At 65.7% G+C, this 25,080-nt stretch carries 25 protein-coding genes and 1 pseudogene; 14 read left to right on the top strand and 12 right to left on the bottom strand.

Annotated features, from left to right (window positions below; all coding sequences use genetic code 11):
• Positions 1-49: 49 nt before the first annotated feature.
• From BOO69_RS16030 to cobU, 3 genes are read right to left on the bottom strand one after another with little or no spacing between them, the layout of a single operon-like run.
• Positions 50-742 carry a glutathione S-transferase gene (locus tag BOO69_RS16030; RefSeq protein WP_071973080.1) on the bottom strand — a complete coding sequence of 231 codons (693 nt, stop codon included), beginning with the start codon at positions 740-742 and terminating at the stop codon, positions 50-52.
• A 58-nt stretch (positions 743-800) separates the two neighbouring features.
• Positions 801-1,382, bottom strand: coding sequence for a histidine phosphatase family protein (locus tag BOO69_RS16025; protein WP_071973079.1), 582 nt, complete (start codon positions 1,380-1,382; stop codon positions 801-803).
• Positions 1,379-1,900, bottom strand: coding sequence for a bifunctional adenosylcobinamide kinase/adenosylcobinamide-phosphate guanylyltransferase (gene cobU, locus BOO69_RS16020; protein ID WP_071973078.1), 522 nt, complete (start codon positions 1,898-1,900; stop codon positions 1,379-1,381). Before cobU ends, BOO69_RS16025 begins: the two co-directional genes overlap by 4 nt.
• Before the next feature lie 96 nt (positions 1,901-1,996).
• Between cobU and BOO69_RS16015 the strand changes: the two genes are divergently transcribed.
• The 5 genes from BOO69_RS16015 (at position 1,997) to BOO69_RS15995 (ending at position 7,740) form a co-directional block, all read left to right on the top strand.
• Positions 1,997-2,875 (top strand): RNA polymerase factor sigma-32, encoded by an 879-nt coding sequence (locus BOO69_RS16015; RefSeq protein ID WP_071973077.1) that lies wholly within the window; start codon positions 1,997-1,999, stop codon positions 2,873-2,875.
• A gap of 83 nt (positions 2,876-2,958) precedes the next feature.
• Entirely contained in the window at positions 2,959-4,152 is a 1,194-nt protein-coding gene (gene coaBC, locus BOO69_RS16010; RefSeq protein ID WP_071973076.1) for a bifunctional phosphopantothenoylcysteine decarboxylase/phosphopantothenate--cysteine ligase CoaBC, read from the top strand.
• Positions 4,153-4,160: 8 nt separating this feature from the next.
• Complete coding sequence (dut, locus tag BOO69_RS16005) at positions 4,161-4,613, top strand: dUTP diphosphatase (RefSeq protein ID WP_071973075.1); 453 nt, start codon at positions 4,161-4,163, stop codon at positions 4,611-4,613.
• Positions 4,613-5,665, top strand: a complete 1,053-nt coding sequence (locus BOO69_RS16000) for a HesA/MoeB/ThiF family protein (RefSeq protein WP_071973074.1) — start codon at positions 4,613-4,615, stop codon at positions 5,663-5,665. The genes dut and BOO69_RS16000 overlap by 1 nt, the downstream gene beginning before the upstream one ends.
• A 59-nt stretch (positions 5,666-5,724) precedes the next feature.
• Entirely contained in the window at positions 5,725-7,740 is a 2,016-nt protein-coding gene (locus BOO69_RS15995; protein WP_071973073.1) for a M3 family metallopeptidase, read from the top strand.
• Between the two features lie 41 nt (positions 7,741-7,781).
• Here BOO69_RS15995 and BOO69_RS15990 read toward each other — a convergent pair.
• The 6 genes and pseudogenes from BOO69_RS15990 to BOO69_RS15965 form a co-directional block, all read right to left on the bottom strand.
• Positions 7,782-8,713, bottom strand: a pseudogene (locus BOO69_RS15990) (2-hydroxyacid dehydrogenase).
• 3 nt (positions 8,714-8,716) lie between these two features.
• Entirely contained in the window at positions 8,717-9,856 is a 1,140-nt protein-coding gene (gene rodA / locus BOO69_RS15985) for a rod shape-determining protein RodA (RefSeq protein WP_071973072.1), read from the bottom strand.
• Positions 9,853-11,796, bottom strand: a complete 1,944-nt coding sequence (mrdA, locus tag BOO69_RS15980; RefSeq protein ID WP_071973071.1) for a penicillin-binding protein 2 — start codon at positions 11,794-11,796, stop codon at positions 9,853-9,855. The genes rodA and mrdA overlap by 4 nt, the downstream gene beginning before the upstream one ends.
• 13 nt (positions 11,797-11,809) lie before the next feature.
• Complete coding sequence (locus BOO69_RS15975; RefSeq protein WP_071973070.1) at positions 11,810-12,349, bottom strand: rod shape-determining protein MreD; 540 nt, start codon at positions 12,347-12,349, stop codon at positions 11,810-11,812.
• On the bottom strand, positions 12,346-13,287 hold the full coding sequence (gene mreC / locus BOO69_RS15970) for a rod shape-determining protein MreC (RefSeq protein ID WP_071973069.1): 942 nt from the start codon (positions 13,285-13,287) through the stop codon (positions 12,346-12,348). Before mreC ends, BOO69_RS15975 begins: the two co-directional genes overlap by 4 nt.
• Positions 13,288-13,336: 49 nt before the next feature.
• Positions 13,337-14,383, bottom strand: coding sequence for a rod shape-determining protein (locus tag BOO69_RS15965; protein ID WP_067295094.1), 1,047 nt, complete (start codon positions 14,381-14,383; stop codon positions 13,337-13,339).
• A gap of 178 nt (positions 14,384-14,561) precedes the next feature.
• Here BOO69_RS15965 and BOO69_RS15960 point away from each other — a divergent pair, with 178 nt between their 5' ends.
• The gene (locus BOO69_RS15960) at positions 14,562-15,149 is read left to right on the top strand and encodes a VOC family protein (RefSeq protein ID WP_071973068.1); all 588 of its coding nucleotides are present in this window, start codon (positions 14,562-14,564) and stop codon (positions 15,147-15,149) included.
• A gap of 7 nt (positions 15,150-15,156) precedes the next feature.
• Here the strand turns inward: BOO69_RS15960 and BOO69_RS15955 are convergent, their stop codons facing one another.
• Positions 15,157-15,483: a DUF1244 domain-containing protein gene (locus BOO69_RS15955; protein ID WP_071973067.1), complete on the bottom strand. Its 327-nt coding sequence runs from the start codon at positions 15,481-15,483 to the stop codon at positions 15,157-15,159.
• 231 nt (positions 15,484-15,714) lie between these two features.
• Between BOO69_RS15955 and pyk the strand changes: the two genes are divergently transcribed.
• The 4 genes from pyk to rplT all read left to right on the top strand — a co-directional run bounded on the left by pyk (position 15,715) and on the right by rplT (position 18,161).
• Positions 15,715-17,160, top strand: a complete 1,446-nt coding sequence (gene pyk, locus BOO69_RS15950) for a pyruvate kinase (protein WP_071973066.1) — start codon at positions 15,715-15,717, stop codon at positions 17,158-17,160.
• A gap of 42 nt (positions 17,161-17,202) precedes the next feature.
• Positions 17,203-17,427 carry a hypothetical protein gene (locus BOO69_RS15945; protein ID WP_071973871.1) on the top strand — a complete coding sequence of 75 codons (225 nt, stop codon included), beginning with the start codon at positions 17,203-17,205 and terminating at the stop codon, positions 17,425-17,427.
• Between the two features lie 146 nt (positions 17,428-17,573).
• Entirely contained in the window at positions 17,574-17,774 is a 201-nt protein-coding gene (gene rpmI / locus BOO69_RS15940; protein ID WP_071973065.1) for a 50S ribosomal protein L35, read from the top strand.
• A 21-nt stretch (positions 17,775-17,795) separates the two neighbouring features.
• Positions 17,796-18,161, top strand: a complete 366-nt coding sequence (gene rplT, locus BOO69_RS15935; protein WP_071973064.1) for a 50S ribosomal protein L20 — start codon at positions 17,796-17,798, stop codon at positions 18,159-18,161.
• A gap of 85 nt (positions 18,162-18,246) precedes the next feature.
• Here the strand turns inward: rplT and BOO69_RS15930 are convergent, their stop codons facing one another.
• Positions 18,247-19,776: a catalase gene (locus BOO69_RS15930; protein ID WP_071973063.1), complete on the bottom strand. Its 1,530-nt coding sequence runs from the start codon at positions 19,774-19,776 to the stop codon at positions 18,247-18,249.
• Between the two features lie 124 nt (positions 19,777-19,900).
• Here BOO69_RS15930 and pheS point away from each other — a divergent pair, with 124 nt between their 5' ends.
• The 4 genes from pheS to BOO69_RS15910 all read left to right on the top strand — a co-directional run bounded on the left by pheS (position 19,901) and on the right by BOO69_RS15910 (position 24,226).
• Positions 19,901-20,974 (top strand): phenylalanine--tRNA ligase subunit alpha, encoded by a 1,074-nt coding sequence (pheS, locus tag BOO69_RS15925; protein WP_071973062.1) that lies wholly within the window; start codon positions 19,901-19,903, stop codon positions 20,972-20,974.
• A gap of 8 nt (positions 20,975-20,982) precedes the next feature.
• Positions 20,983-21,279, top strand: a complete 297-nt coding sequence (locus BOO69_RS15920; protein WP_071973061.1) for a YrhK family protein — start codon at positions 20,983-20,985, stop codon at positions 21,277-21,279.
• 88 nt (positions 21,280-21,367) lie between these two features.
• Positions 21,368-23,767, top strand: coding sequence for a phenylalanine--tRNA ligase subunit beta (gene pheT / locus BOO69_RS15915; protein ID WP_071973060.1), 2,400 nt, complete (start codon positions 21,368-21,370; stop codon positions 23,765-23,767).
• A gap of 12 nt (positions 23,768-23,779) precedes the next feature.
• Positions 23,780-24,226: a YtoQ family protein gene (locus BOO69_RS15910; protein WP_071973059.1), complete on the top strand. Its 447-nt coding sequence runs from the start codon at positions 23,780-23,782 to the stop codon at positions 24,224-24,226.
• A gap of 33 nt (positions 24,227-24,259) precedes the next feature.
• Here BOO69_RS15910 and BOO69_RS15905 read toward each other — a convergent pair whose 3' ends face one another.
• Positions 24,260-24,961 (bottom strand): glutathione S-transferase family protein, encoded by a 702-nt coding sequence (locus BOO69_RS15905; protein WP_071973058.1) that lies wholly within the window; start codon positions 24,959-24,961, stop codon positions 24,260-24,262.
• Positions 24,962-25,080: the final 119 nt, after the last annotated feature.

The following is a 25,080-nucleotide window of genomic DNA, read 5'->3' as shown; positions in this document are numbered from 1 at the left end:
CCCTTCGGAAAAACTGGTCAAGGGATAGTCAGCGGTGGTTTAAGAATGGTTAACGCCGCGCGTCGTCCGGCCATGGCGCGGTGTCCGTGCCCAGGTCGTAGGGGAAGGGGTCATAGGTGGTTTTCAGGCCCTCTGCCCGCCATGCGCGGAACGCGGGATCCCCGATCGTCGTCTCGCAGTAACGGCGGGCGGCGTCGGAAACCGGCAGGTCATACCCGACGATCCGCGCCGCGACCGGCGCATAGAACACATCCGCCAGCGAATAGGCGCCGAACAGCCACTGGCCCCGCAGCGGCGCGTTGTTCATCGCATGGGTCCACAGTGCTTCGACCCGGTCGAGGTCGGAGCGGACGGCGTCGGTCACGGCAAAGCCCTTGTTGACGTGCTGAAGCTGCATGGGGCAGCTGCCCCGCAGCGCGCCGAAACCCGACGTCATCGCGGCGCACAGCCAACGCGCCGTCGCGCGGGCGGCGGGGTCTTCCGGCCACATGCCCGCGTCCGGGTGCCGTTCCGCAAGGGTTTCCGCCATGGCGAGGGTTTCGCCTACCACGGTGCCGTCGGGGCATCGCAGGACCGGGACCAGCGTGGCGGGTGCCAGCGGTGCAAGGTCCGCGCCCATCGTGCCCGAGTAGAGCCCCACCATGTGTGTCCGGTAAGGCAGCTTGAATTTTTCCAGCATCAGCCAGCCCCTGAGAGACCAGCTTGAGAAGGTGCGATCGCCGATGAAAAGGTCGTATGTCATGACCGCAGCTAGCCCTGTTTCGAGAATCCGCGCAATCGCCAAATTGCGCGCTGGGCCATCACGGGAGGTGATTGATGCGCTGCACCTGCCAGGTTCCCGCCCGGTGATGAAGCTCTGTCACGGACAGGTTGTCGATCTTGTGCGCCATCGCTTCGGTCGCCGACACACCGAGCGCGCGTTGCACCTGGGTCAGGATCACGCCGAAATGCGCCACCGCGATGATATGGGCGTCCGGGTGACGGCTGTTCAGGGCGTCGACGGCGGCGCTGACACGCGCGGCGGCCTCGTTCCAGCTTTCGCCGCCGGGCGCGGCCACGTCGCCGGGGCTTTCCCAATAGGTCCGGGACAGTTCGGGATGCGTCCTTTCGATCTCGGTGAAATGTTTGCCGTCCCAGTCGCCGAAATGAAGCTCCCGCAGGTCATGCCGGTGTGGCAGGCGGTGCCGGCGCGGCGCCTCGAGCGCATCCGCCGTGGTGATCGACCGGCTGAGGTCGGACGAGACGATCAGGGCGGTATCGGGCAGGAAACCGGTCAGGCGCGCAAGGCGCGCCGCATCGGAGAGGTCCGCCGGAACATCGCGCCAGCCGACGAAGGTCTTTTCGTGCGTGGGGCCATGCCGGACCCAGTGCCAGGTGGTCATGGAAGCTGTCCTTTCAGGGCAAGCGGCAGTCCGGCGGTCACCTGGACCACCGTTTCCGCCTCCCGCGCGAGTACGATGTTGAGCCGGCCCTGCGCTTCGCGGAATCGCCGGGAAAGCGCGTTATTGGGCACGATCCCCTGTCCGACCTCGTTCGAGACGATGATCCAGCGCGCGGGACAGGCCCGCAGCGCCGCCAGCAGCGCATCCTGCGCCGCTGTCAGGTCGTTGCCGTCCATCATGTGGTTGGTCAGCCACATGGTCGCGCAGTCGATCAGGACGCTGTCGTCTGCCGCTACGGATTCCAGCGCCGGCCCCACGTCCAGGGGGGCCTCGATGGTGCGCCACCGCGCGTCCCGGCGCTTTTTGTGGACTGCGACCTTTTGTGCCACCTCGTCGTCGAATATCCTCCCGGTGGCGACGTAAACCATTGGCTGTCCGACATTTTTCAGAACTTCCTCGGCCCAGGCCGATTTTCCGGAAGCGGCGCCTCCTAGGACAAGTGCAGATCGGGTCAACATTTTTCTGTCCTCATTCGGAACCAACGCGGCGGGTCATGCGTATCCTCGTCACAGGTTGGTCTCAAGACGTGCGATGCTTTCAGGGGGTATTTGATTATGACGATGCAAACGGCCAGGGAATTTTCACTTACGCGAACCGCGATGAAAGCGGAACTTTTGGATGCCGACACGGAGCTTGAACTGGCCTACGCGTGGCGGGACAACCGGGACGAGGCAGCCCTGCATCGGCTCATCACCGCCTACATGCGGCTTGCCATATCGATGGCCGGAAAATTCAAGCGCTACGGCGCGCCCATGAACGACCTCATTCAAGAAGCGGGCCTTGGACTGATGAAGGCGGCGGACAAGTTCGACCCCGATCGCGGGGTCCGGTTCTCCACCTACGCCGTCTGGTGGATCAAGGCGTCCATTCAGGACCACGTGATGCGCAACTGGTCCATGGTCCGCACCGGGTCGACCTCCTCGCAGAAGTCACTGTTCTTCAACATGAGGCGCGTTCAGGCCCGGCTTGAGCGTGAGGCTTCCGCCTCGGGAGTGACGCTGGACCGCCACCAGCTCCGTCAGATGATCTCCACCGAGATCGGGGTGCCGCTGCACGACGTGGAAATGATGGAAGGGCGCCTGTCGGGCTCCGACTACTCATTGAACGCGACCCAGTCGGCCGAGGACGAAGGCCGCGAATGGATCGACGCGCTGGTGGACGACAGCATGCAGGCCGCCGAAAGGGTCGAGGACAGCCACGACACCAAGCAGCTGCGCATCTGGCTCGTCGCCGCGATGCAGGAACTGAACGAACGTGAACAGTTCATCGTGCGGGAGCGCAAGCTGCGCGACCAGCCCCGCACGCTGGAAAGCCTGGGCGAGGAACTGAGCCTGTCGAAGGAGCGCGTCCGCCAGCTTGAGGCGGCGGCGTTCGTCAAGATGCGCAAGTCTCTCGAAGGCCAGTCGCGCGAAGTGCTGCATTTCCTGACCTGACATGACCTGGCAGGCCGGGGCTGGCACATCGCCGCCCCGCCGCTTATGGTCCCGGCAAGGCGCGACCTTGCGGGGACATTCTTATGCTTGCAGGCAAACATATTCTGCTGATCATCGGCGGCGGCATCGCCGCCTTCAAGTCGCTCGACCTGATCCGCCGCCTGCGCGAGCGGGGGGCCGAGGTGACACCGGTGCTGACCGACGCCGGCTCGGAATTCGTCACGCCCCTGTCGGTGTCGGCGTTGGCGGGCAAACCGGTTTTCCAGCGCCTCTTCGATCTGAACGACGAGGCCGAGATGGGCCATATCCAGCTAAGCCGCGTGGCCGACCTCGTGGTGGTCGCCCCTGCGACGGCAGATCTCATGGCAAAGATGGCGCATGGTCTGGCGAACGATCTCGCCTCCACCCTTCTGCTGGCCACCGATACGCCGGTGCTGCTGGCGCCGGCGATGAATGTGCGCATGTGGCAACACCCCGCCACCCAACGCAACATCGCGACGCTGAAAGGCGACGGCATCGCCATGGTCGGCCCGAACGAAGGCGGCATGGCCTGTGGGGAGTTCGGCCCGGGACGCATGGCCGAACCGATGGAAATCCTGACCGCGATAGAGATGCGGCTGGCCGACGGACCGCTCAAGGGCAAACGCATCCTCGTGACCTCCGGCCCGACGCACGAGCCGATCGACCCCGTGCGCTATATCGCCAACCGGTCGTCCGGCGCGCAGGGCGCCGCGCTGGGCCGGGCGCTGGCGGCACTGGGAGCCGAGGTCGTCTTTGTCACCGGCCCCGCCGACGTCCCCCCGCCAGAGGGGGTCGAGGTGGAGCGCGTCGAAACGGCGCGGGAGATGCTCGACGCGGTGCAGGCCGCCCTGCCTGCGGATGCGGCTGTCTTCGCCGCCGCGGTGGCCGATTGGCGCGTGAGTTCGACCAGTGACCGCAAGCTGAAGAAATCCAGCGATGGTCTGCCCCAACTGACATTCGCCGAGAACCCGGACATCCTCAGGACCGTCAGCGAAATGACGCAGGGTCGGCCCGGCCTCGTCGTGGGATTTGCCGCCGAAACCAACGACGTGGTCGACAACGCCACCGCCAAGCGGGCGCGCAAGGGATGCGATTGGATCGTCGCGAACGATGTTTCCCCGGCCACGGGTATCATGGGCGGGACCGAGAACGCGGTGGTCCTGATCACGGACGCCGGGGCGGAAAAATGGGACCGCGCGGGCAAGGACGAGGTCGCGCGCAAACTGGCGCGCCGCATCGCGCAGGCGCTGGGATAGGGCAGGGCATGGTGACGATCAGCATGCGCTGGGCCGAGGGCGCCGACGATACGATCGGCCTGCCGTCCTATGAAACCGATCAGGCCGCCGGTGCGGATCTGCGCGCCAACCTGCCCGAAGGCCCGGTGATCGTGCCGCAGGGAGGCCGCGCGCTGGTCTCCACCGGGTTGCACATGGCGATCCCGCCCGGCTTCGAGGTGCAGATCAGGCCGCGATCCGGGCTCGCGCTGAAACACGGGCTGACCCTGCCCAACAGTCCCGGCACCATCGACGCGGACTATCGCGGCGTTGTCGGTGTCATTCTGCTGAACACCGGCGCGGAACCGTTCGAGGTGACGCACGGGATGCGCATCGCCCAGATGGTGGTCGCGCCGGTGGTGCAGGCGGAATTTGCCCTCGCGACGGATCTCGACGACACCGCCCGCGGCAGCGGGGGGTTCGGCTCGACGGGGGTCACCTGATGTTGCTGGTCGCCGTCATGGCCGCGGCCATCTGGTTTGGGGGCGGGCTGATCGGGGCGCCGAGGCAGGTGCGGCTGACGCTGCTCGGCGTGCTCTACCTTGCGGTGCTCGGCATACAGGTCACCTTTCCCGCAACCCATCCGCTGGTGATCAACACCGGCGGCAGCGCGGCGCCCTGGCTGCTTCTGGGGGGTGCGGTGGCGCTCTTTCTGGCCTACCGGGCCCTGATCCGTGCCCTGCGCAGACGGGCGGGCGGCGCGGCGGAAGACGCCGGACCGGTCCGGCGCGGCGCGTTTTCCGACGCGGAACTCAACCGGTACGCGCGCCACATCGTCCTGCGCGAAGTCGGCGGCGCGGGCCAGAAGGCGCTGAAGAACGGGCGCGTGCTGGTGATCGGCGCGGGCGGGCTGGGTTCACCGGCCCTGCAATACCTCGCCGCGGCGGGTGTCGGCACCATCGGTGTCATTGATGATGACACCGTCGAGAACGCCAACCTTCAGCGGCAGGTGATCCACCGCGACTCCTCGATCGGGATGCCAAAGGTCTTTTCCGCGCAGCAGGCGGTGGAGGCGCAGAATCCCTTCGTCACGCTGCGGCCCTACCACCGCCGCATGACGGTCGAGATCGCGGACGACCTCGTTTCGGACTACGATCTGGTTCTTGATGGCTGTGACAACTTCGATACCCGCTACCTTGTCAACGCGGCCTGTGTGCGTGCGGGCAAGCCGCTGGTCTCGGGTGCATTGAGCCAGTGGGAAGGCCAGCTTTCCGTGTTCGATCCGGCGCAGGGTGCACCCTGCTACCAATGCGTCTTCGATGTGCCGCCCGCGCCGCACCTCGCGCCGTCCTGCGCCGAGGCCGGGGTGATCGGGCCGCTGCCCGGCGTCGTCGGGTCCATGATGGCGGTCGAGGCGATCAAGCTGCTGACTGGCGCGGGCACACCGGCGCGGGGGCAGATGCTGATCTACGACGCGCTTTTCGGAGAGAGCCGCAGCATCACCATCACGCGCCGGGCCGATTGCCCGACCTGCGGCGGGACGGCCGGCACCTGATGCGGGGCGCATTGTAACTGGCCGCGCCGCGACCTAGCTTGGGGACAAAGGAGTTCCCCATGACAAACCCGCTGCTGCAAGACTGGCAAACCCCCTTCGACATCGCGCCTTTCGACCGGATTTCCGACGATGATTTCGCCCCCGCGCTGGAAGAGGCCCTGACCGCGCACAACGCGGAAATCGCGGCAATCGCGGAAAACCCCGATCCGGCCGACTTCGCCAACACGATCGAGGCACTGGAATCGGCGGGCCGCGCCCTGGACAAGGTGCTGGGCGTGTTCTTTACCGTCGCCGGGGCCGACAGCACCCCGGCGCGGGAAAAGCTTCAGCGGGACTTCTCGCCCAAGCTGGCGGCCCATTTCTCGGAGATTTCGGCGAACAAGGCGCTGTTCGCCCGCGTGGCCGAGGTATGGGAAAAGCGTGACGATCTGGACCTGACGGATGAACAGGCGCGCGTGCTGATGCTGACCCACCGTGGCTTCGTGCGCGCAGGGGCCGCGCTGGACGGACAGGAGGCGGCCCGCATGAAGGAGATCAAGGGGCGGCTTGCGGTGCTTGGCACCCAGTTTACCCAGAACCTGCTGGCCGACGAGCGCAACTGGTACATGGAACTGACCGAGGATGACCTGACAGGGCTGCCCGACTTCGTGGTCGATGCCGCCCGTGCCGCTGGCGAAGAAAAAGGCGTCGACGGCCCCGTGGTCACCCTGTCGCGGTCGCTGATCGTTCCGTTCCTGCAGTTCTCGCCCCGCCGCGACCTGCGCGAGCGGGCCTTTCGTGCCTGGGAGGCGCGGGGCGCTGGTGGAGGTGAGACCGACAACCGCGCCATCGCGGCCGAGATCCTCGCCCTGCGCGAGGAGCGCGCCAAGCTGCTGGGGTATGAGACCTTCGCAACCTACAAGCTGGAAACCGAAATGGCCAAGACGCCGCAGGCCGTGCGCGACCTGCTGATGGAAGTCTGGACGCCTGCGAAAACACAGGCCGAGGCCGATGCGGAGGTGCTGACCGGCATGATGCACGCCGATGGCGTGAATGGCGATCTCGCCCCGTGGGACTGGCGTTACTACGCGGAGAAGCGGCGCGCGGCGGAGCATGACCTCGACGAGGCCGCGATGAAGCCCTACTTCCAGCTCGACCGCATGATCGACGCGGCCTTCGACTGTGCCAATCGCCTGTTCGGGCTCGAATTCGCACCTCTGGACGTGCCGCTCTACCACCCGGATTGCCGGGCTTGGGACGTGACGCGAAATGGCGAGCATGTCGCCGTGTTCATCGGAGATTACTTCGCCCGCGGATCGAAGCGTTCGGGCGCGTGGTGTTCGGCCATGCGCGGCCAGGCGAAGTTCCCCAAGGAACAGCGCCCCGTGGTCATCAACGTCTGCAATTTTGCCAAGTCCGATCCGGCGTTGTTGTCCTACGACGACGCGTGCACGCTGTTTCACGAATTCGGCCACGCGCTGCACCAGATGCTTTCCGACGTGACCTATGAAAGCGTCAGCGGCACCTCTGTCGCCCGTGATTTCGTGGAACTGCCCAGCCAGCTGTACGAGCACTGGCTCGAGGTGCCCGAAGTGCTGGCCGAATTCGCGACCCACGCCCGCACGGGCGAACCGATGCCGAGGGACATGCTGGACAAGGTGCTGGCGGCAGGCACGTTCGACATGGGCTTCCAGACGGTGGAATACGTCGCCTCCGCTTTGGTGGACCTCGCGTTTCACGACGGCACCGCGCCCGCGGACCCGATGGCGCGGCAGGCCGAGATCCTGACGGAAATCGGGATGCCCGAAGCGATCCGGATGCGTCACGCGACCCCGCAGTTCGCCCATGTCTTTTCGGGCGACGGATATTCCAGCGGCTACTACAGCTACATGTGGTCGGAGGTCATGGACGCGGATGCCTTCGAGGCATTCGAGGAAGCCGGCGGTGCCTTCGATCCCCACACGGCGGCGGCGCTGGAGCGGCACATCCTCTCCAGCGGCGGCAGTCGCGATGCGGCAGAGCTCTACACTGCCTTCCGCGGCCGGTTGCCGGGGGTCGAGGCCCTGCTGCGGGGGCGGGGGCTCATCGCGGCCTGAACGGGCGCTGCGCTTCGGTTACCGTACCGAGGCGCGCCTGCTCAGTATCCGAGGCCGCGGTCGACGAGGTTCAGGAACGCCTCTCCCGCCTCGCCCCGGCGCACGTTCTCGGCGATGGATTCGGATGCCGTGCGCGCACGGGTGGCCGCGGCGATATGCGGCGTCACCGTCACCTTGGGGTGGGCCCAGTAGGGATGGTCGGACGGCAGCGGTTCCGTGCGGAACACGTCCAGCGTGGCGTGGCCGATCTGGCCGCTGTCGAGCGCGGCCAGCAGCGCATCATCGTCGATCAGCGGGCCGCGTCCCGGATTGATGATGCAGGCGCCCTTCGGCATCAGCGCGAGCGTCTCGGCATTCAGCGTGTTCTCTGTCGCCGGGGTATCGGGCAGCAGCAGCACGGCGATCTCGGCCTTGGACAGGGCCTGTTTCAGTCCGTCCTCGCCGTGCAGGCAGGTGACACCGGACACGTCCTTGGGGCTGCGCGACCAGCCGAAGACATCAAAGCCGATGTCTTTCAGAACGTCCGCCGCGGCACTGCCGAGCGCCCCCATGCCCAGCATCACCACCTTGCGTTCCGGCGCCAGCGGGGGCGTGCGCGGTTCCCACCGGGCGTCCGTGCGGGTGATGTCCGTGTCCAGCCCGAGGTGATACCGCATCACGTGGCCCGTGACCCATTCCACCATGCCCCGGGTCAGGCCGGGGTCCACCATGCGGGCCAGCGGAATCTTCAGTGTCTCGTTGCCCACCACGTTCTCGACGCCGGCCCAGAGGTTCAGCACGGCCTTGGCGCGCGTATAAGGGGTGAAATCCTGCAGATCGCTGTTGGGGCATAGACGATGTAATCGACCTCGGCAGGCGGGATGTCGGTGCCCAGCCGGGCGTCGACACCGGCGTCGGCCAGCGCCTTGCGCAGCGGTTGCTCATAGGTTTCCCACCGCTCTTGCTTGGCGGCGAACAGGACATTCACGGTCATGGATTACCTCGGTCTGTGGATATGGGCGGATTGGACCAGCCCGAAAGCCAGCAGCAGGACCAGCATGGCCGAACCGCCATAGCTGACAAGCGGAAGGGGCACCCCGACAACCGGTGCGAGCCCCATTACCATCGACATGTTCACGGCGAAGAACAGAAAGAAGTTCAGCGCGATGCCCAGCGTCAGAAGGGAAGAGAACCGGTCCTTGTTCAGGACCGCGGTGACCACGCAGAACAGCAGGATCATCGCGTAAAGGCCCAGCAGACTGAAGCCGCCGACGAATCCGAACTCCTCGGCCAGGGTGGTGAAGATGAAGTCCGTATGCTTTTCCGGCAGGAAGTTGAGCCGCGATTGCGTGCCCTGCATGAAGCCGCGACCGGTCCAGCCACCGGACCCCAGCGCGATCTTGGACTGCGTGATGTGATAGCCTGCGCCCAGCGGATCGGCCGCAGGGTCGAGAAACGTGTCGATGCGCCGGTACTGATAGTCGTTCAGCAGTTGCCACGTCGTCCCGCGCGACTGGAATACCGCGGTGATCAGCCCGGTGGCCGAGGCGATGACGGCGGCGAAATAGGCCCAGTGCACCCCGGCCAGGAACATCAGCCCGCCCCCCGCCGTAAGCAGCAGGATCGCCGTCCCGAGATCGGGCTGACGCAGAACCAGCGCGGTCGGCACCATGATGATCAGCACCGGCAGCAGCACCCAGAAGGGGCGCGAGACCTTCTTGGCCGGCAGCCAGTCGTAATAGGCCGCCAGGAACATCACCAGCGTGATCTTCATCAATTCCGAAGGCTGAAGATCCATGAAGCCGAGGTCGATCCACCGCTGCGAGCCCTTGCGTTCGTCACCGATCAGGGCCACCGCGATCAGCAGCACGAGTGAAACGCCATAGGCCAGGCCGGACAGGTTGCGCCACAGCCAGATCGGGATCAGCGCCACGGTCAGCATCAGCGCGAAACCCAGCGCGAAACGCTCCATCTGCGGCTCTGCCCAGGGGCTGAAGGATCCGCCCGCGACGGAGTAGAGCATCAGGAAGCCGATGCCGCAGACCGATGCGAGGAGCAGGGTAAGCGGCCAGTTCAGGTGCAGGATCTTGCGAAAGCCGGTGGGGACGGATTTGACCGTGTACTCGAGATAGCTCATGCCTGATCGTTTCCGTCCAGGGCCGCCTGGGGCTGCATCTCGCGCAGCTTGCGCTGCTGGGTCTTGATCCGGCCGCGGTCGGCGGTCGGGTAGGCTTCGAGCGGCGGATCGCCCCCCGCCAGCGCCTGAAGGATCACGTCACGCGCGATGGGCGCTGCCGCGGTCGACCCGCCGCCGCCGTGTTCCACCAGAACCGATATGGCGTAACGCGGCTTGTCGAAGGGGGCAAAGCTGACGAACAGCGCGTGATCGCGCCGTTCCCACGGCAGGTCCTCGTTGCGGCTGACGCCACGGGCGCGTTCGGCGGCGGTGATGTTGCGGACCTGGCTTGTCCCGGTCTTGCCCGCCATCCGGAATTCCTCCGCGATGATCCGCGACCGGTAGGCGGTCCCCCGTCGGTTGTTGACCACCTCGAACATCGCATTGCGCATCTTGCGCAGGTTGTTCTCGTTCATGTTCAGCGGCTCGCCGGCCCCGCTGGGCTGTTCGACGCCATCGATCGTCTTGACCAGGCGCGGCATCACGGCACGGCCCGTGGCGATGCGTGCGCTCATCACGGCAAGCTGAAGCGGAGAGGCGAGCATGAAGCCCTGCCCGATGGAGGCGTTGACCGTATCGCCGATCACCCAGTCCGCTCCGCGGGTGGCGCGCTTCCATTCCTTCGTCGGCGTCAGCCCCGACGCCACGGAGGACAGCGCGAGGTCGTGCTTGATGCCAAGGCCGAAGCGGTTGGCCATGGCAGAGATCTTTTCGATCCCGACCTTGAGGGCGAGGTCGTAGTAGTACACGTCGCAGGACTGCTTGAGCGAGTTCTCGAGGTCCACCCAGCCATGCCCCGCGCGCTTCCAGCAGTGGAACCGCCGGCCCGCCACCTCGAGATGGCCGGGGCAATAGACGGTCTCGTCCGGGCCGATGATCCCTTCCTCGATGGCCGCCATCGCCACCATCATCTTGAAGGTCGATCCCGGCGGGTACGTGCCCTGCACCGTCTTGTTGACCAGCGGGCGGTATTTCGACTCCAGCAACGGGTTGTAATCCTTGGAGGAGATGCCGCCGATGAACAGGTTCGGATCGTAGGAGGGGGCCGAGGCGATGGCGGCCAGATCGCCGTTCTCGCAGTCGATCACGACGACCGCCGCGCTTTCCTCGCTCAGGCGGGCCTGCACGTAGCGTTGCAGGTTGGCATCCACGGTCAGCTGGATGTCCTTGCCGGATTCCCCTTCGCGGCGGGACAGTTCCCGCATGACCCGTCCGGTGGCGTTGACCTCCACCTGCTTGGTGCCCGCCTTGCCGCGCAGGATGTCCTCGCGCCGGGCCTCAACGTTGATCTTGCCGATCTGGAACCGCGGGATGCGCAGCAACTGGTCGGGATCCTCGAGCGCGTCGAGATCCGCCTGGCTGACCCGGCCCACCCGGCCGACCACGTGGGCGAAATCCTGGCCGCGCGGATAGACCCGCGTCAGGCCGACCTCGGGGGTGACACCGGGCAGGGCAGGGGCGTTGACGCTGACCCGGCTGACATCGTCCCAGCTCACGTCGTCCACGATCGTGACCGGCAGGAACGGCGCGGATCGCCGGATCTCGGCCATGGCGCGTTCGCGAACGTCCGGCTCGATGGTGATGATGCGGCTCAGGCGGTCCATCACCGCCTCTGCATCGCCCGCGTCCTCCCGGACCATCACGATCCGGTAGCTGGGCACGTTCTGGGCGAGCAGGACGCCATTGCGGTCGAAGATCTCGCCGCGCGCGGGGGGGATCAGCCTGATGTTGATCCGGTTCTCCTCGGCCAGCAGCCGGAACTGGTCGGCCTGATCGACCTGCAGATACCGCATCCGCGCGGCCAGCCCGCCCATGAACAGCAGCTGCGCCCCGCCCAGCAGGGCGGCACGCCGTGTCAGCCGGGTGTGGCTGGCGTCGTTTTCTGCGCGGTTGCGTCTCATCTGTCGTGCTCCCTCAGACCCGCTGGCCCAACGCATCCAGATCGCCGGGCGCCGTCTTGCGCACACGCATGATTCCGTGGGTAACGGCGACGATCAGCGGATAGAATAGCAGGGACATGCCCAGTTCCGAAAGGCTCAGCGTCAGGCCGGGCACCGGGACCATCACAATTGCGAGGATCAGCCGGTTCGCGGCCATGATTAGGACCATGACCATGCCGACGGTCAGCCATTCGGCGGCGAAACCGCCATCGCGCAAGGACCGGCCGCGCGACTTGAGGTTCTCGCACCCGATCAGCGCCAGCAGTGCAAAGAGACCGGGAGGGCGCTGCAGAAGCAGGTCGGTCAGCAGGAACGCCAGCGCCAGTGCCGGCGCAGGCACGTACTCGGGGCGGCGCAGGCTCCACGCGCAGGCAAAGCAGAGCAGCAGGTTCGGCCCCGCCCATGCGCGCGGCGTGGTCTCCATCGGCAGGAGCTGGAAAAACAGGATGACCAGCGCCAGCAGCAGGAAGGCCGCGCGCATCGCCCAGAGCCGGGTCTGAGACAGGTCGTTCATTCGCCCACCTCCACATCCGCCTCGGCCTGTACGCCCTCTTGCGTCGGCGCTGCTTGGGCGTCCTCTGGCAACAGCGGGCCTTCGGGCGTGATGACCTGCGCATTGTCGGTGACCCGTTCGGTGCCGTGGTGGCGCAGGACTCGCAGGAATTCCAACCGCTCATAGTCCGCCGCAAGGCGGACCCGCAGCCGGCCGCCGGGGTCCGCCGCGACCTGTCCGATCAGCAGCCCGGCCGGAAACACGCCGCCGTCCCCCGAAGAGATCACCCGGTCGCCGGGCCGCACGAGGTCCGGGCTTTCGATGAAGTCGAGCGGCGGGGCGGCGGAATTGTCTCCCGCCACGATGGTGCGCTGTCCCGAAGGCTGGATGATCGCCGGTATGCGACTGGAGGCATCGGTCAGAAGGATCACCCGCGCGGTATTCTCCGCGACGCCCGAGATCCGGCCGACAAGGCCGATCCCGTCCATCGTGGCCCAGCCGTCCACGATTCCGTCGCGCGCGCCCACGTTCAGCAGGACCGATTGCCGGAACGGAGAGCCGGAGTCGGCCAGCACGACCCCGGTGATGAAGGTCAGGCGGGGATCCAGCCGAACCTTGTTGAGGTCCAGCAGGCGGGCATTCTCCTGTTCGAGTTGCAACGCCGCTTCCTTCCACGCCTGCATCTGCCGCAGTTCGCTGCGCAGCTCCTGGTTCTGCTCGCTGAGCCGCTGGTAGGACTGGAAGTTCCGCAGCAGGTTGATCGTGCCGGTCACCGGCGCCATGGCCCAGTCCATGTTGGGCACCAGCCGGTCGGTGATCTGGGCGCGGAACCGTTCGACCCTCGGGCTGTCGATCCGCCAGACAAGGAAGGTCGCGCCGAGGGCCAGTATCAGGACAGCGAGCAGCAACCGGCGCAACGGGCCGGTGAAGTCACTGCTGTTCGAGCGGTCTTTGGCCATGTCACAAGCGCTCCTGCCAGGGGGGCGGCCAGGCGGATGGTATCAGGTTTCAGCTGTCGTAGTCGATGGCATGACGCAGCTGCTTCTCGTACTCCAGCGCCTTGCCGGTGCCAAGCGCCACGCAGTTGAGCGATTCATCCGCGATGGAAACGGCAAGACCGGTCTGTTCGCGCAGCGCGAGGTCGAGATCGCCCAGAAGCGCGCCGCCACCGGTCAGCATCACGCCGCGGTCGACGATGTCCGCCGCGAGGTCGGGTGGCGTGGTTTCCAGCGCGGTCATCACCGCTTCGCAGATCTGCTGCACCGGTTCGGCCAGCGCCTCGGCGATCTGGGCCTGCGTCACCTCGATCTCCTTGGGCACGCCGTTCAGCAGGTCGCGTCCGCGAATCTGCATCGACGTCCCGCGCCCGTCGTCGGGCATCCGCGCGGTCCCGATGGAGGTCTTGATCCGTTCCGCCGTCGTTTCGCCCACGAGCAGGTTCTGCTGGCGCCGCAGGTAGCTGATGATGGCCTCGTCCATGCGGTCGCCGCCGACCCGGACGGACCGGGCATAGACGATGTCGCCCAGTGACAGCACGGCGACCTCGGTCGTCCCGCCGCCGATGTCCACCACCATGTTCCCGGTGGGGTCCGTGATCGGCATGCCTGCCCCGATGGCGGCCGCGATGGGTTCGGCGATCAGTCCGGCGCGGCGCGCGCCGGCGCTCAGCACCGATTGGCGAATCGCGCGTTTCTCGACGGGCGTCGCGCCGTGGGGCACGCAGACGATGATCTTGGGCTTTGAAAAGGTCGACCGTTTGTGCACCTTGCGGATGAAATGCTTGATCATCTCCTCGGCGGTGTCGAAGTCGGCGATGACGCCTTCGCGCATCGGGCGGATCGCCTCGATGCTGCCGGGCGTGCGGCCCAGCATCAGCTTCGCGTCCTCGCCCACCGCCAGCACCTTCTTGACGCCGTCCTTGATGTGATAGGCGACCACCGAAGGTTCGGACAGGACAATCCCGCGTCCCTTGACGTAGACGAGCGTGTTCGCAGTGCCCAGGTCAATCGCCATGTCCGAAGAAAACATGCCGCGGAGATTTCCAAAGATGTTCATGCGGTGCAGATCCCGAATAAGCTAAATCAGCCCGCGACTCTGACCGAGGCGGGCGCGCAGCCCTTATAGGCATCACCCGGCCGGGGCGAAAGGGGGCTTTCGGCAGGTTCGGCATCTTGTCGCCACCGGGGGCGGACTAGGTTAAGGTCCGGTGAACAACTCAGGGCGGAGACCTCTCATGAAGAAAATTCAGACCCTCGGCGTCCATCACATCACGCTGACAGGCGCAGATCGCCAGACCACGATCGACTTCTGGGAGGGGGTGCTCGGCATGCCTTTCATCTTCGATCAGCCCAACCTCGACGACCCGGACGAAGGGCACCTGTACTTCGATCCCGGCGACGGGCGGCTCATCACCGTCTTCACCAACGAGAAACGCGGTCGGGTCCACGACCGGACGCCGATGGACCCCGGTTGCGTCCACCACCTCGCACTCGAAGTGGACCAGGCCACGCACGAGCAGGTTCTGGACCGCCTCGCGGAAAGGGGCATACCCAATTCGGGGGTCAAGGACCGGGGCTTCATGCATTCGATATACTTCAAGGATCCGCTGGGCTTTCTCATCGAACTGGCCTGCTACACCTTCATTCCCCCCCGCGGCAGCAGCCACGCCGAGGTCATGATGGAGGCCCACAAGATCCGGGTGCAGCGGGGCGACAAGGCCATCGGGCGCACGCATCTCGCGGACGCCGTGCTGCGGATCGTCCAGCGCGGGCAGGCTTCGCTCAGCGAGGATCGCGGCGCGCGCAACCCCTACGATCGTTGAGGCCCGGTCAGCCCTTGCCGACGTTCTTGGCGAAGGACTCCTTGAAATCCGCTTGCTGGGTCGCGCTGGCGTCGGTCTGGTAGTTCGCCTTCCACGCGTCCATGCTCATGCCGTAGAAGATCTCGCGCGCTTCTTCCTTGCCCATCTCGATGCCGCGGGCGTTGGCCGCCTCCTGGTACCAGCGGCTCAGGCAGTTGCGGCAAAACCCGGCGAGATTCATCAGGTCGATGTTCTGAACATCGGTGCGGTCCCGCATCAGGTGATGCTGCAGCCGGCGGAACGCGGCGGCCTGCAATTCGATTTCCTGTTGGGTCGGCTCTTGCGGACTGGACATGGCGATCTCCTTTGCGTGTGAAGCTGGGGGCGGACCGCGCGGGTGTCAAGCATCGCCACCGGCCACGGCGCGATCCCGGCATCGGTCGGCAAAAGTCTGGCCCATTCTTTGCATTCGTGAAACCTTGTGCGGATAGGACAGCGGGGCTTCATGTGCGGCGCAATGCGTGTTACCGCTAACGGAAGCGATCGGAGCACGTGCCGGTCCAGACGAAGAGACAGGAAAAGACAGATGAGACGCCTGCGCAACGTGAAGATCGTGGCCACCCTTGGCCCGGCATCCGACACCTACGAGATGATCGAAACCCTGCACAAGGCGGGGGCGGACGTGTTCCGCCTGAACATGAGCCACGGCAGCCACGAGGAAATCCGCGAGAAGCACCGCATCATCCGCGAGGTCGAGGAAAACCTCGGCAGCACCATCGGCATTCTCGCCGATCTTCAGGGGCCCAAGCTGCGCGTCGGTGTCTTTGCCGGCGACAGCGAACAGCTCGACCCCGGCAGCCGTTTCCGCCTGGACCTGGACGAGGCGGAAGGCGACGCGAGCCGGGTCAACCTGCCGCATCCCGAGATTTTCCAGGCGCTCGAGCCGGGGTCGACCCTTCTGGTCGATGACGGCAAGATCAGGCTGAAGGTGCGTGACTGCGGGGACGACTTCGCGGACTGCGAAGTGGTGATCGGCGGCATCATCTCGAACCGCAAGGGCGTGAACGTGCCGGATGTCGTCCTGCCGCTCGCCGCCCTGTCGGACAAGGACCGTGCCGATCTGGAATTCGTCTGCGATCTCGGCGTCGACTGGCTCGCGCTCAGTTTCGTGCAGCGGCCCGAGGACGTGGCCGAGGCGCGTGATCTCGCCCGTGGCCGCGCCGCGATCCTGTCGAAGATCGAAAAACCCTCCGCCGTGACCCGCTTCGACGACATTCTCGAGGCCAGCGACGGCATCATGGTCGCCCGCGGCGATCTGGGTGTGGAACTGCCGGTGCAGAATGTGCCCCCGATCCAGAAGCGGCTCGTGCGCAAGTGCCGGATGGCGGGCAAGCCGGTCATCGTGGCCACCCAGATGCTCGAATCCATGATCGAAAGCCCGATGCCGACGCGGGCCGAGGTGTCGGACGTGGCCACCGCGATCTACGAAGGCGCGGACGCGGTCATGCTGTCGGCGGAATCCGCGGCGGGTTCCTATCCGGTGCAGGCCGTGCAGACGATGAACAACGTCGCCACCGAGGTGGAGCTGGACCCGACGTATACCCAGATCATCGAGTCCTCGCGCATCGCCGACCGCGAGACGGTGGCGGACGCCATCGTCGCCGCCGCCCGCGAAATCGCGGAAACAACCGAGATCAAGGCGATCTGCTGCTTTACCCAAAGCGGGACGACCGCGGTCCTGACAGCGCGGGAACGCCCGCGCGTTCCGATCATCGCATTGACGCCCGATGTGCGCACCGCCCGCCGCCTCGCCCTGAGCTGGGGCACGAACTGCGTCATCACCCCGCCGCTGGACCGTTTCAAGCTGGCCGTCGTCGCCGCGGTCAAGGCCGCCCGTGCCGAGGGCTTCGCGCAGGCCAAGGACCAGATCGTCGTCACCGCGGGCGTGCCGTTCAACGTGCCGGGTACCACAAACATCCTGCGTGTGGCCCCCTGCGACGAAAAATTGATTTTCGCGTCCGATCCGGAGTAGCGTCCTACTGCAACTGAATTTTTCATGCAGGAGTGGTCGGTCATGGACCCTGATCTGGCACTTGTCATCGGCATCGTGATCGCCGCGCTTTCGATACCCTCCATCCTGTCGGCGCTGTCCGACAGCCGCGCACCGCGTGCCTCGGCACTGACCGTCCTGATCGGCGGCGGGCTGATCCTCTATGCGCTCACGAACAAGCCGCAGGGTTACGCCCTGGGCGAGGTGCCGGACGTCTTCGTCAACGTGGTGGCCCGCTACATGCCCTGACGGGCCGGTGCCCAAACGCCAGCGCGCGCAACGCGGCTCTTGTCAAACCGGCACAACCCTCCTATACGCCCTCACTCAACCCGCGCGTCCGGCCGATGTGGCATGCCGAGTCGCGCGAAAACCGAACTCAAGAGACGGAGACGGAAATGCCCAAGATGAAGACGAAGTCGAGCGCGAAGAAGCGCTTCAAGATCTCGGCGACCGGAAAGGTCATCGGGGGTCAGGCCGGCAAGCGCCATGGCATGATCAAGCGGACCAAGAAGTTCATCCGCGACGCACGTGGCACGACAGTCCTGTCAGAGCCCGATGCAAAGATCATCAAGGGCTACATGCCCTACGACCGCTGATAACGCCCAAGGAGAACCGAGATGTCCCGAGTCAAAAGTGGTACAGTCACCCACGCCCGCCACAAGAAGATCGTCAAGGCCGCCAAAGGTTACTACGGCCGTCGCAAGAACGTCTTCAAGGTTGCAACACAGGCCGTCGACAAGGCCAACCAGTACGCCACGCGCGACCGCAAGGCCCGCAAGCGCAACTTCCGCGCCCTGTGGATCCAGCGGATCAACGCCGCCGTCCGCGCCCATGACGAATCGCTTACCTACAGCCGCTTCATCAACGGCCTGAACCTGGCCGGCATCGAAGTGGACCGGAAAGTTCTGGCAGATCTGGCCGTGCACGAGCCCGAAGCCTTCGGTGCGATCGTCAAGCAGGCACAGGCGTCGCTCGCCGCCTGAGGCAGACGTCACATCCAGTTACGGAAAAACCCCGCCGGTTCGGCGGGGTTTTTTTGTTTCACGCAAGAATCGGGGGTGGGGGACTTCAGCCCCCCGCGCCGCTGCCACCGATGCTGAGCGCCGACGCCATGCCTGGCGCCTTCGATTCGCCGCCCAACTCGTCGCGAACGGCCTTTTCGATCCGTGCGCCGATGTCCGCGTCGATGTTGCGCCAGTATTCGAACGCCCGCACCAGCACCTTCTCGCTGACGCCGTCGCACAGGTGTCCGGTGACGTTGTTCACCAACCGCTCGCGCGCGGCGTCGTCCATGACATCCCGGACCAGCGCGCCTGCCTGCGACCAGTCGTCATCGTCTTCGCGCAGGGTATAGGCGCTGCGGACCATGTCGCCGTCCGCATGCCACAGGCCCGCTTCTGTCGGGAGGGGCTGCGCGGCGGGCCCGCCGTAGGAATTGGGCGCATAGACCGGGTCTTCGACCTTCTGCGTCCGGCCTGCGCCGTCCTTGGTATAAGCATGGACAGGCGCCTGCGGCTTGTTGACCGGGATTTCCTTGTAGTTGACGCCAAGCCGGGCGCGGTGGGCGTCGGCATAGGAAAACCCGCGTGCCAGCAACATCTTGTCCGGTGACAGGCCGACGCCCGGCACCATGTTGTTCGGCTCGAAGGCGGCCTGCTCGATTTCCGTGTGGAAATCGGTCGGGTTGCGATCCAGCACCAGTTTGCCCACCTCGATCAGCGGATAATCCTCGTGCGGCCATGTCTTGGTCAGGTCGAACGGGTTGATCCGGTAGGTCTTGGCATCCTCGTAGGGCATGATCTGCCATTTCAGTGTCCAGCTCGGGTGGTTGCCCTTGTGGATGTTGTCGAACAGGTCGCGCCGGTGATAGTCGCTGTCGGCCCCGGCCATCTTGTCGGCCTCTTCCTGCGTGAAATGCGCATTGCCGTCGCCCTGGTCGGTGTGGAAGTGGAACTTGACCCAGAACAACTCGCCCTCTTCGTTGACGAGGCTGTAGGTATGGCTGGAATAGCCGTTCATCTCCCGCCAGGTCTTCGGAATGCCCCGGTCGCCCATCAGGTAGGCGACCTGGTGCGCGCTCTCGGGTGACAGGGTCCAGAAATCCCACTGCATGTCATGATCGCGCAACCCGTTGTCGGCGCGCCGCTTCTGGCTCCGGATGAAGTTCTGGAACTTGATCGGGTCGCGGACAAAGAAGATGGGCGTGTTGTTTCCCACCATGTCGAAGTTGCCGTCCTCGGTATACATCTTCACCGAAAAGCCGCGCGGGTCGCGCCATGTGTCGGGGCTGCCGCGTTCGCCCGCCACCGTCGAGAACCGCATCAGGACATCGGTTTTCGCGCCGGGCTGGAACACCTTTGCCTTGGTATAGCGCGACACGTCCTGCGTTACTTCGAAATAGCCGAAGGCGCCGGAACCCTTTGCATGGGGCTGACGCTCCGGGATGCGCTCCCGGTTGAAATTCGCCATCTGCTCCAGCAGGTAGTGATCGTGAAGAACGATGGGTCCGTCCGGACCCACGGTCAGGGAGTGCTCGTCGCTTTGCACGCGGATACCGGCATCTGTCGTCGTCGGGGGGACATTCGTCTTGCGGGCCATGAATTCCTCATTGTCTGGGGTGCTTGTGGCAGGAACAACCGGCATCCGGTCTCGGTTCCCGCCCGCCATCTTGCAATCGATGGGCGGTGCGGCTAGCAGGGCAGCAGAAGCATGCGAGGCCCCCATGGAAGACCTGTCAGCCAAATACCTTTCCCGTATCGCCGACGCGCGCGATGAGGCCGCTCTGGAAGAGATCCGCCTGGCCGCGGTGGGCAAGAAGGGCGAAGTGTCGCTGAAGATGCGCGAGCTGGGCAAGATGACCCCCGAGGAACGGCAGGTTGCCGGCCCCGCCCTGAACGCGCTCAAGGACGAGATCAACTCGGCGCTGGCGGCCAAGAAGGCAGCGCTGGGCGATGCGGCGCTGGACGAAAGACTGCGCAGCGAATGGCTCGACGTCACGCTGCCCACCCGCCCCCGGCGGCAAGGCACGATACACCCGGTCAGCCAGGCCACCGAGGAACTGACCGCGATTTTCGCCGAGATGGGCTTTTCCGTGGCCGAGGGGCCGCGCATCGACACCGACTGGTATAATTTCGACGCGCTGAACATTCCCGGCCACCATCCGGCCCGCGCCGAGATGGACACGTTCTACATGGCCCGCGCGGAAGGGGACAATCGCCCGCCGCACGTGCTGCGCACGCATACCTCTCCGGTCCAGATCCGCACGATGGAAACGCAGGGCGCGCCGCTGCGCATCATCTGTCCCGGCGGTGTCTATCGGGCCGACTACGACCAGACCCACACGCCCATGTTCCACCAGGTCGAGGGGCTGGCGATCGACAAGGATATCTCCATGGCGAACCTCAAGTGGGTGCTGGAGGAATTCTTTGCCGCCTTCTTCGAGATCGACGGGATCAAGACCCGCTTCCGCGCCTCCCACTTTCCCTTCACCGAACCCTCGGCCGAGGTGGACATCCAGTGCTCCTGGGTGGATGGCCAGCTGCGCATCGGCGAAGGCGACGGATGGCTCGAGGTGCTGGGCAGCGGCATGGTGCACCCCAATGTCCTCCGGGCCGGCGGCATCGACCCCGACCAGTGGCAGGGCTTCGCTTTCGGCATGGGGATCGACCGCATCGCGATGCTGAAATACGGTATCCCCGACCTGCGCGCCTTCTTCGACAGCGATCTGCGCTGGTTGCGGCATTACGGCTTCGCCGCGCTGGACCAGCCCAACCTGCACGCCGGGCTCAGCCGCTAGGACCGGGCATGAGGCTGTTCCACCGAGACAGACGCGAAGATTCCGAGGCGCACCGCCGCGTCTATGCCCGGTTCGAGATCGCCTATACGACGGTCGATTTCATGGCCGCCGTGTTGTTCATCGTGGGGTCGGTGATGTTCTTTTACGACGCGTGGCAGGAAACCGGCACATGGCTGTTCCTGGTGGGGTCGGTGTTCTTTGCGGCCAAGCCGACGTTGCGGCTGTGGCGCGAGGTCAAGCTCTACCGCCTTGGCGACATGGACGACCTTGCGGACCGTGTTTACAGGGCCGACAAGAGCGACTGACCGCGCGCGCCGGCGCCGGGCTTTTCATTGAAACCCCCCGCATTTGCGGGTACCGAACGCCAAAGACGCATGCACGAGGATCCGCGCGATGAAATTCACCCTGTCCTGGCTCAAGGAGCATCTGGATACGACCGCCTCGGTCGATGAAATCACCTATGCCCTCACCGATCTCGGTCTCGAGGTCGAAGGGGTCGAGGACCGGGGCGCGAAGCTGGCGGATTTCACCATCGGCTACGTGAAATCGGCGGAAAAGCATCCCGATGCCGACCGCCTGCGTGTCTGCCAGGTGGAGACGGACGACGGCCTGACCCAGATCATCTGCGGCGCGCCCAACGCGCGCGAGGGCATCACCGTGGTCGTGGCCAAGCCCGGCGTCTATGTCCCCGGCATCGACACGACCATCGGGGTGGGCAAGATCCGGGGCATCGAAAGCCACGGGATGATGGCCTCGGAACGCGAGATGGAACTGAGCGACGAGCACGACGGCATCATCGAACTCCCATCGGGAGAAGTGGGCCAGCGGTTCGTCGACTGGCTGGCCGAGAATGACCCGGCCAAGGTGGATCCGGTGATCGAGATCGCGATCACCCCCAACCGGCCCGACGCCCTTGGCGTGCGCGGCATCGCCCGTGACCTCGCGGCGCGCGGTCTGGGCAAGCTGAAACCGCGCGACGTGGACGCGGTGGAGGGCAAGTTCGCCTGTCCGATCAGTGTCAGCATCGACGACGACACGCGCGACCAATGCCCGGTCTTCTACGGGCGCGTGATCCGCGGCGTCAGCAACGGACCGTCCCCCGCCTGGCTTCAGGACCGCCTGCGCGCCATCGGTCTGCGCCCGATCTCCTTCCTCGTGGATGTGACCAACTTCTTCACCTTCGACCGCAACCGCCCGCTGCACGTCTTCGACGCGGACAAGATCGCGGGAGGCGCCCTGCGCATCCATCGCGCCAAGGGCGGCGAGACGCTGATGGCGCTGGACGACAGGGAATACACCTTCTCCGAAGGGATGACCCTCATTTCGGACGCAGAGGGCGTCGAAAGCATCGCGGGCGTGATGGGCGGTGAACGGACGGGCTGCACCGAAGAGACGGTGAATGTCTTTGTCGAGGCGGCCTACTTCGATCCGGTGCGCACCGCCTACACGGGCCGGGCGCTCAAGATCAATTCCGACGCACGCTACCGGTTCGAACGCGGGATCGACCCGGCCTGGACGCCGTTCGGCATCGAACATGCCACGCGGATGATCCTCGACCACGCCGGCGGCGAGGCGTCGGAAGTAGTGGTCGCGGGCAAGATCCCCGACACATCGCGCGCCTACCGCCTCGATGCGGCGCGGGTGCAGTCCCTTGTCGGGATGACCATCCCGGAAAGCGACCAGCGCCAGACGCTGACCTCGCTGGGTTTCCGGCTCGAGGGGAACATGGCGCACGTGCCGTCCTGGCGGCCCGATGTCCAGGGCGAGGCCGACCTCGTGGAAGAGGTGGCGCGCGTCGCCTCCCTGACCAAGCTCGAGGGGCGGCCCCTGCCGCGTCTGACCGCCGGCGTGCCGCGCCCGGTCCTGTCCCCCATGCAGCGCCGGATCGGCGCCGCGCGCCGGGCGACAGCCGCGTTGGGTTACAACGAATGTGTCACCTACAGCTTCATCGACCGGGCCTCGGCAGCGCTCTTCGGCGGCGGCACGGAGGAGACCCGGTTGGAAAACCCGATTTCCTCGGACATGAGCCACATGCGCCCCGCGCTGCTGCCCGGCCTGCTTCAGGCGGCGGCCCGCAACCAGGCGCGCGGCCAGCCGGACATGGCGCTGTTCGAAGTCGGGCCGGCCTTCCACGGCGGCGAACCCGGCGACCAGACCGAGATCATCAGCGGCCTGCTGATCGGCCGCACCGGCCCGAAGGATGTGCACGGCGCGTCCCGTCCGGTCGACGTTCACGACGTCAAGGCGGATGCCGAAGCGGTGCTGGCGGCGATGAACGCGCCCGCCCGGGCGCAGATCATGCGCGGCGGGCCGGACTGGTGGCATCCGGGCCGCCACGGCATCATCTGCCTCGGCCCCAAGAAGGTGCTCGGCATCTTCGGTGAACTTCACCCCAGGGTGCTGTCGGCGATGGACGTCAAGGGGCCTGCGATGGCCTTCACCCTCTGGCCGGGCGAGATTCCCCTGCCGCGAAACGCCGGCGCCACCCGTGCCGCGCTCCAGATCAGCGACCTGCAGGCGGTGGAGCGTGATTTCGCCTTTGTGGTGGATGCCGAGGTCGAGGCGCTGACCCTCGTGAACGCGGCGCTGGGCGCGGACAAGGCGCTGATCGACGACGTGCGCGTGTTCGACGAATTCATCGGCGGCGCGCTGGGCGAAGGCAAGAAATCCCTTGCCATCACGGTGCGGATGCAGCCGAGCACCCAGACGCTCAAGGATGCGGACATCGAGGCCGTCGGCGCCAAGGTGATCGACAAGGTCACCAAGGCGACCGGCGGCGTGCTCCGCGGTTGAAGGAGAAGAACGATGCTCAGGGTCTATCTGTCAGGCGAGATCCACACCGACTGGCGTGAAAGGATCACCAAGGGGGCCGAAGGGCTGGATGTGACCTTTACCGGGCCGGTGACCGATCACGCCGCCAGCGACGACTGCGGTGTCGCGATCCTCGGGGCCGAGGACGACAAGTTCTGGCACGATCGCAAGGGCGCGCAGCTGAACGCCATCCGGACCCGCAAGGGGATCGAGGAGGCCGACGTGGTGGTCGTGCGCTTCGGCGACCAGTACAAGCAGTGGAACGCCGCCTTCGACGCGGGCTATGCGGCGGCGCTGGGCAAGTCCCTCGTCATTCTCCATGGCCCCGATCACGCGCACGCGCTCAAGGAAGTGGACGCGGCAGCCCTCGCCGTCGCCTCCGAGCCCGAGCAGGTGGTGCAGATTCTGCGATACGTCCTGACGGGCACGCTCCCGGGCTGACCGGGGGCGCCCCGCCAGCCCGGTCCGGCCGCGTCAGTCGCGCGCCGGTGTCACGAGCCCCTTCTGCACAGCGGGGCGGTCGGTGAACCGCTCCAGGTAGTCGACCAGGTTCGTGTGGTCCTCCCAGCCGACAGCCTCCTTTGCACCGTAGAAATCCAGCGCCCGCAGCCATGGCGCGATGGCGATATCGGCGATCGAATAGCTGTTGCCGGCGATCCATTCCTTGCCCGCCAGTTCAAGGTTCAGGACATTCAGCAGGCGTTTGGCCTCGTCGATGTAGCGTTGCTGCGGGCGCTTGTCCTCCCATTCGGAGCCGGCGAACTTGTAGAAGAAGCCGAGCTGCCCCAGCATCGGTCCCAGCCCGCCCATCTGGAACATCAGCCACTGGATCACGTGCGCCCGTTCCGTGGCATTGGCCCCCATCAGCTTGCCCGTCTTCTCGCCGAGATAGATCAGGATGGCGCCGGATTCGAACAGGCCCACCGGCGTGCCGTCCGGCCCGTCGGGATCGATGATCGCGGGAATCTTGTTGTTCGGGTTCAGCGAAAGGAACTCGGGGCTTTTCACATCGGCGTCCGACAGCGTGACCTTGTGCGCCTCGTAAGGCAGCCCCATCTCTTCGAGCGCGATGGAAACCTTGACGCCGTTCGGTGTCGGAAAGGAATACAGCTGCAGAACCTCCGGGTTCCGGGGCGGCCATTTCTTGGTGATCGGGAAGGCTTCGAAATCTGACATGTGAGCTCCTTTGTTTTCATCACCCAACCTAGTGCCTTTTCCAGACTGCAACAGACTTTCGCCTGTGCAAACTTGTGCTAACAAATGTGCATCGCTGAACGGGCCGCGCGATGGTCGGG

It is taken from the genome of Sulfitobacter alexandrii (genome assembly GCF_001886735.1).
Classification (GTDB): Bacteria; Pseudomonadota; Alphaproteobacteria; order Rhodobacterales; family Rhodobacteraceae; genus Sulfitobacter; species Sulfitobacter alexandrii.
This window is presented reverse-complemented; position numbering and strand designations above follow the sequence as displayed.

Bases quoted from the DNA above. Each gene is read 5' to 3' on its own strand.
- BOO69_RS16030 (WP_071973080.1), bottom strand. From the start codon at position 742: ATGACATACGACCTTTTCATCGGCGATCGCACCTTCTCAAGCTGGTCT.
- mreC (WP_071973069.1), bottom strand. From the start codon at position 13,287: ATGGCCAAAGACCGCTCGAACAGCAGTGACTTCACCGGCCCGTTGCGC.
- BOO69_RS15945 (WP_071973871.1), top strand. From the start codon at position 17,203: ATGGACCCTGATCTGGCACTTGTCATCGGCATCGTGATCGCCGCGCTT.
- coaBC (WP_071973076.1), top strand. From the start codon at position 2,959: ATGCTTGCAGGCAAACATATTCTGCTGATCATCGGCGGCGGCATCGCC.
- BOO69_RS15910 (WP_071973059.1), top strand. From the start codon at position 23,780: ATGCTCAGGGTCTATCTGTCAGGCGAGATCCACACCGACTGGCGTGAA.
- mrdA (WP_071973071.1), bottom strand. From the start codon at position 11,796: ATGAGACGCAACCGCGCAGAAAACGACGCCAGCCACACCCGGCTGACA.
- rodA (WP_071973072.1), bottom strand. From the start codon at position 9,856: ATGAGCTATCTCGAGTACACGGTCAAATCCGTCCCCACCGGCTTTCGC.
- pyk (WP_071973066.1), top strand. From the start codon at position 15,715: ATGAGACGCCTGCGCAACGTGAAGATCGTGGCCACCCTTGGCCCGGCA.
- rplT (WP_071973064.1), top strand. From the start codon at position 17,796: ATGTCCCGAGTCAAAAGTGGTACAGTCACCCACGCCCGCCACAAGAAG.
- BOO69_RS16000 (WP_071973074.1), top strand. From the start codon at position 4,613: ATGTTGCTGGTCGCCGTCATGGCCGCGGCCATCTGGTTTGGGGGCGGG.
- BOO69_RS15960 (WP_071973068.1), top strand. From the start codon at position 14,562: ATGAAGAAAATTCAGACCCTCGGCGTCCATCACATCACGCTGACAGGC.
- BOO69_RS16025 (WP_071973079.1), bottom strand. From the start codon at position 1,382: ATGACCACCTGGCACTGGGTCCGGCATGGCCCCACGCACGAAAAGACC.
- dut (WP_071973075.1), top strand. From the start codon at position 4,161: ATGGTGACGATCAGCATGCGCTGGGCCGAGGGCGCCGACGATACGATC.
- rpmI (WP_071973065.1), top strand. From the start codon at position 17,574: ATGCCCAAGATGAAGACGAAGTCGAGCGCGAAGAAGCGCTTCAAGATC.
- pheS (WP_071973062.1), top strand. From the start codon at position 19,901: ATGGAAGACCTGTCAGCCAAATACCTTTCCCGTATCGCCGACGCGCGC.
- BOO69_RS15905 (WP_071973058.1), bottom strand. From the start codon at position 24,961: ATGTCAGATTTCGAAGCCTTCCCGATCACCAAGAAATGGCCGCCCCGG.
- BOO69_RS15955 (WP_071973067.1), bottom strand. From the start codon at position 15,483: ATGTCCAGTCCGCAAGAGCCGACCCAACAGGAAATCGAATTGCAGGCC.
- cobU (WP_071973078.1), bottom strand. From the start codon at position 1,900: ATGTTGACCCGATCTGCACTTGTCCTAGGAGGCGCCGCTTCCGGAAAA.
- BOO69_RS15975 (WP_071973070.1), bottom strand. From the start codon at position 12,349: ATGAACGACCTGTCTCAGACCCGGCTCTGGGCGATGCGCGCGGCCTTC.
- BOO69_RS16015 (WP_071973077.1), top strand. From the start codon at position 1,997: ATGACGATGCAAACGGCCAGGGAATTTTCACTTACGCGAACCGCGATG.
- pheT (WP_071973060.1), top strand. From the start codon at position 21,368: ATGAAATTCACCCTGTCCTGGCTCAAGGAGCATCTGGATACGACCGCC.
- BOO69_RS15995 (WP_071973073.1), top strand. From the start codon at position 5,725: ATGACAAACCCGCTGCTGCAAGACTGGCAAACCCCCTTCGACATCGCG.
- BOO69_RS15930 (WP_071973063.1), bottom strand. From the start codon at position 19,776: ATGGCCCGCAAGACGAATGTCCCCCCGACGACGACAGATGCCGGTATC.
- BOO69_RS15920 (WP_071973061.1), top strand. From the start codon at position 20,983: ATGAGGCTGTTCCACCGAGACAGACGCGAAGATTCCGAGGCGCACCGC.
- BOO69_RS15965 (WP_067295094.1), bottom strand. From the start codon at position 14,383: ATGAACATCTTTGGAAATCTCCGCGGCATGTTTTCTTCGGACATGGCG.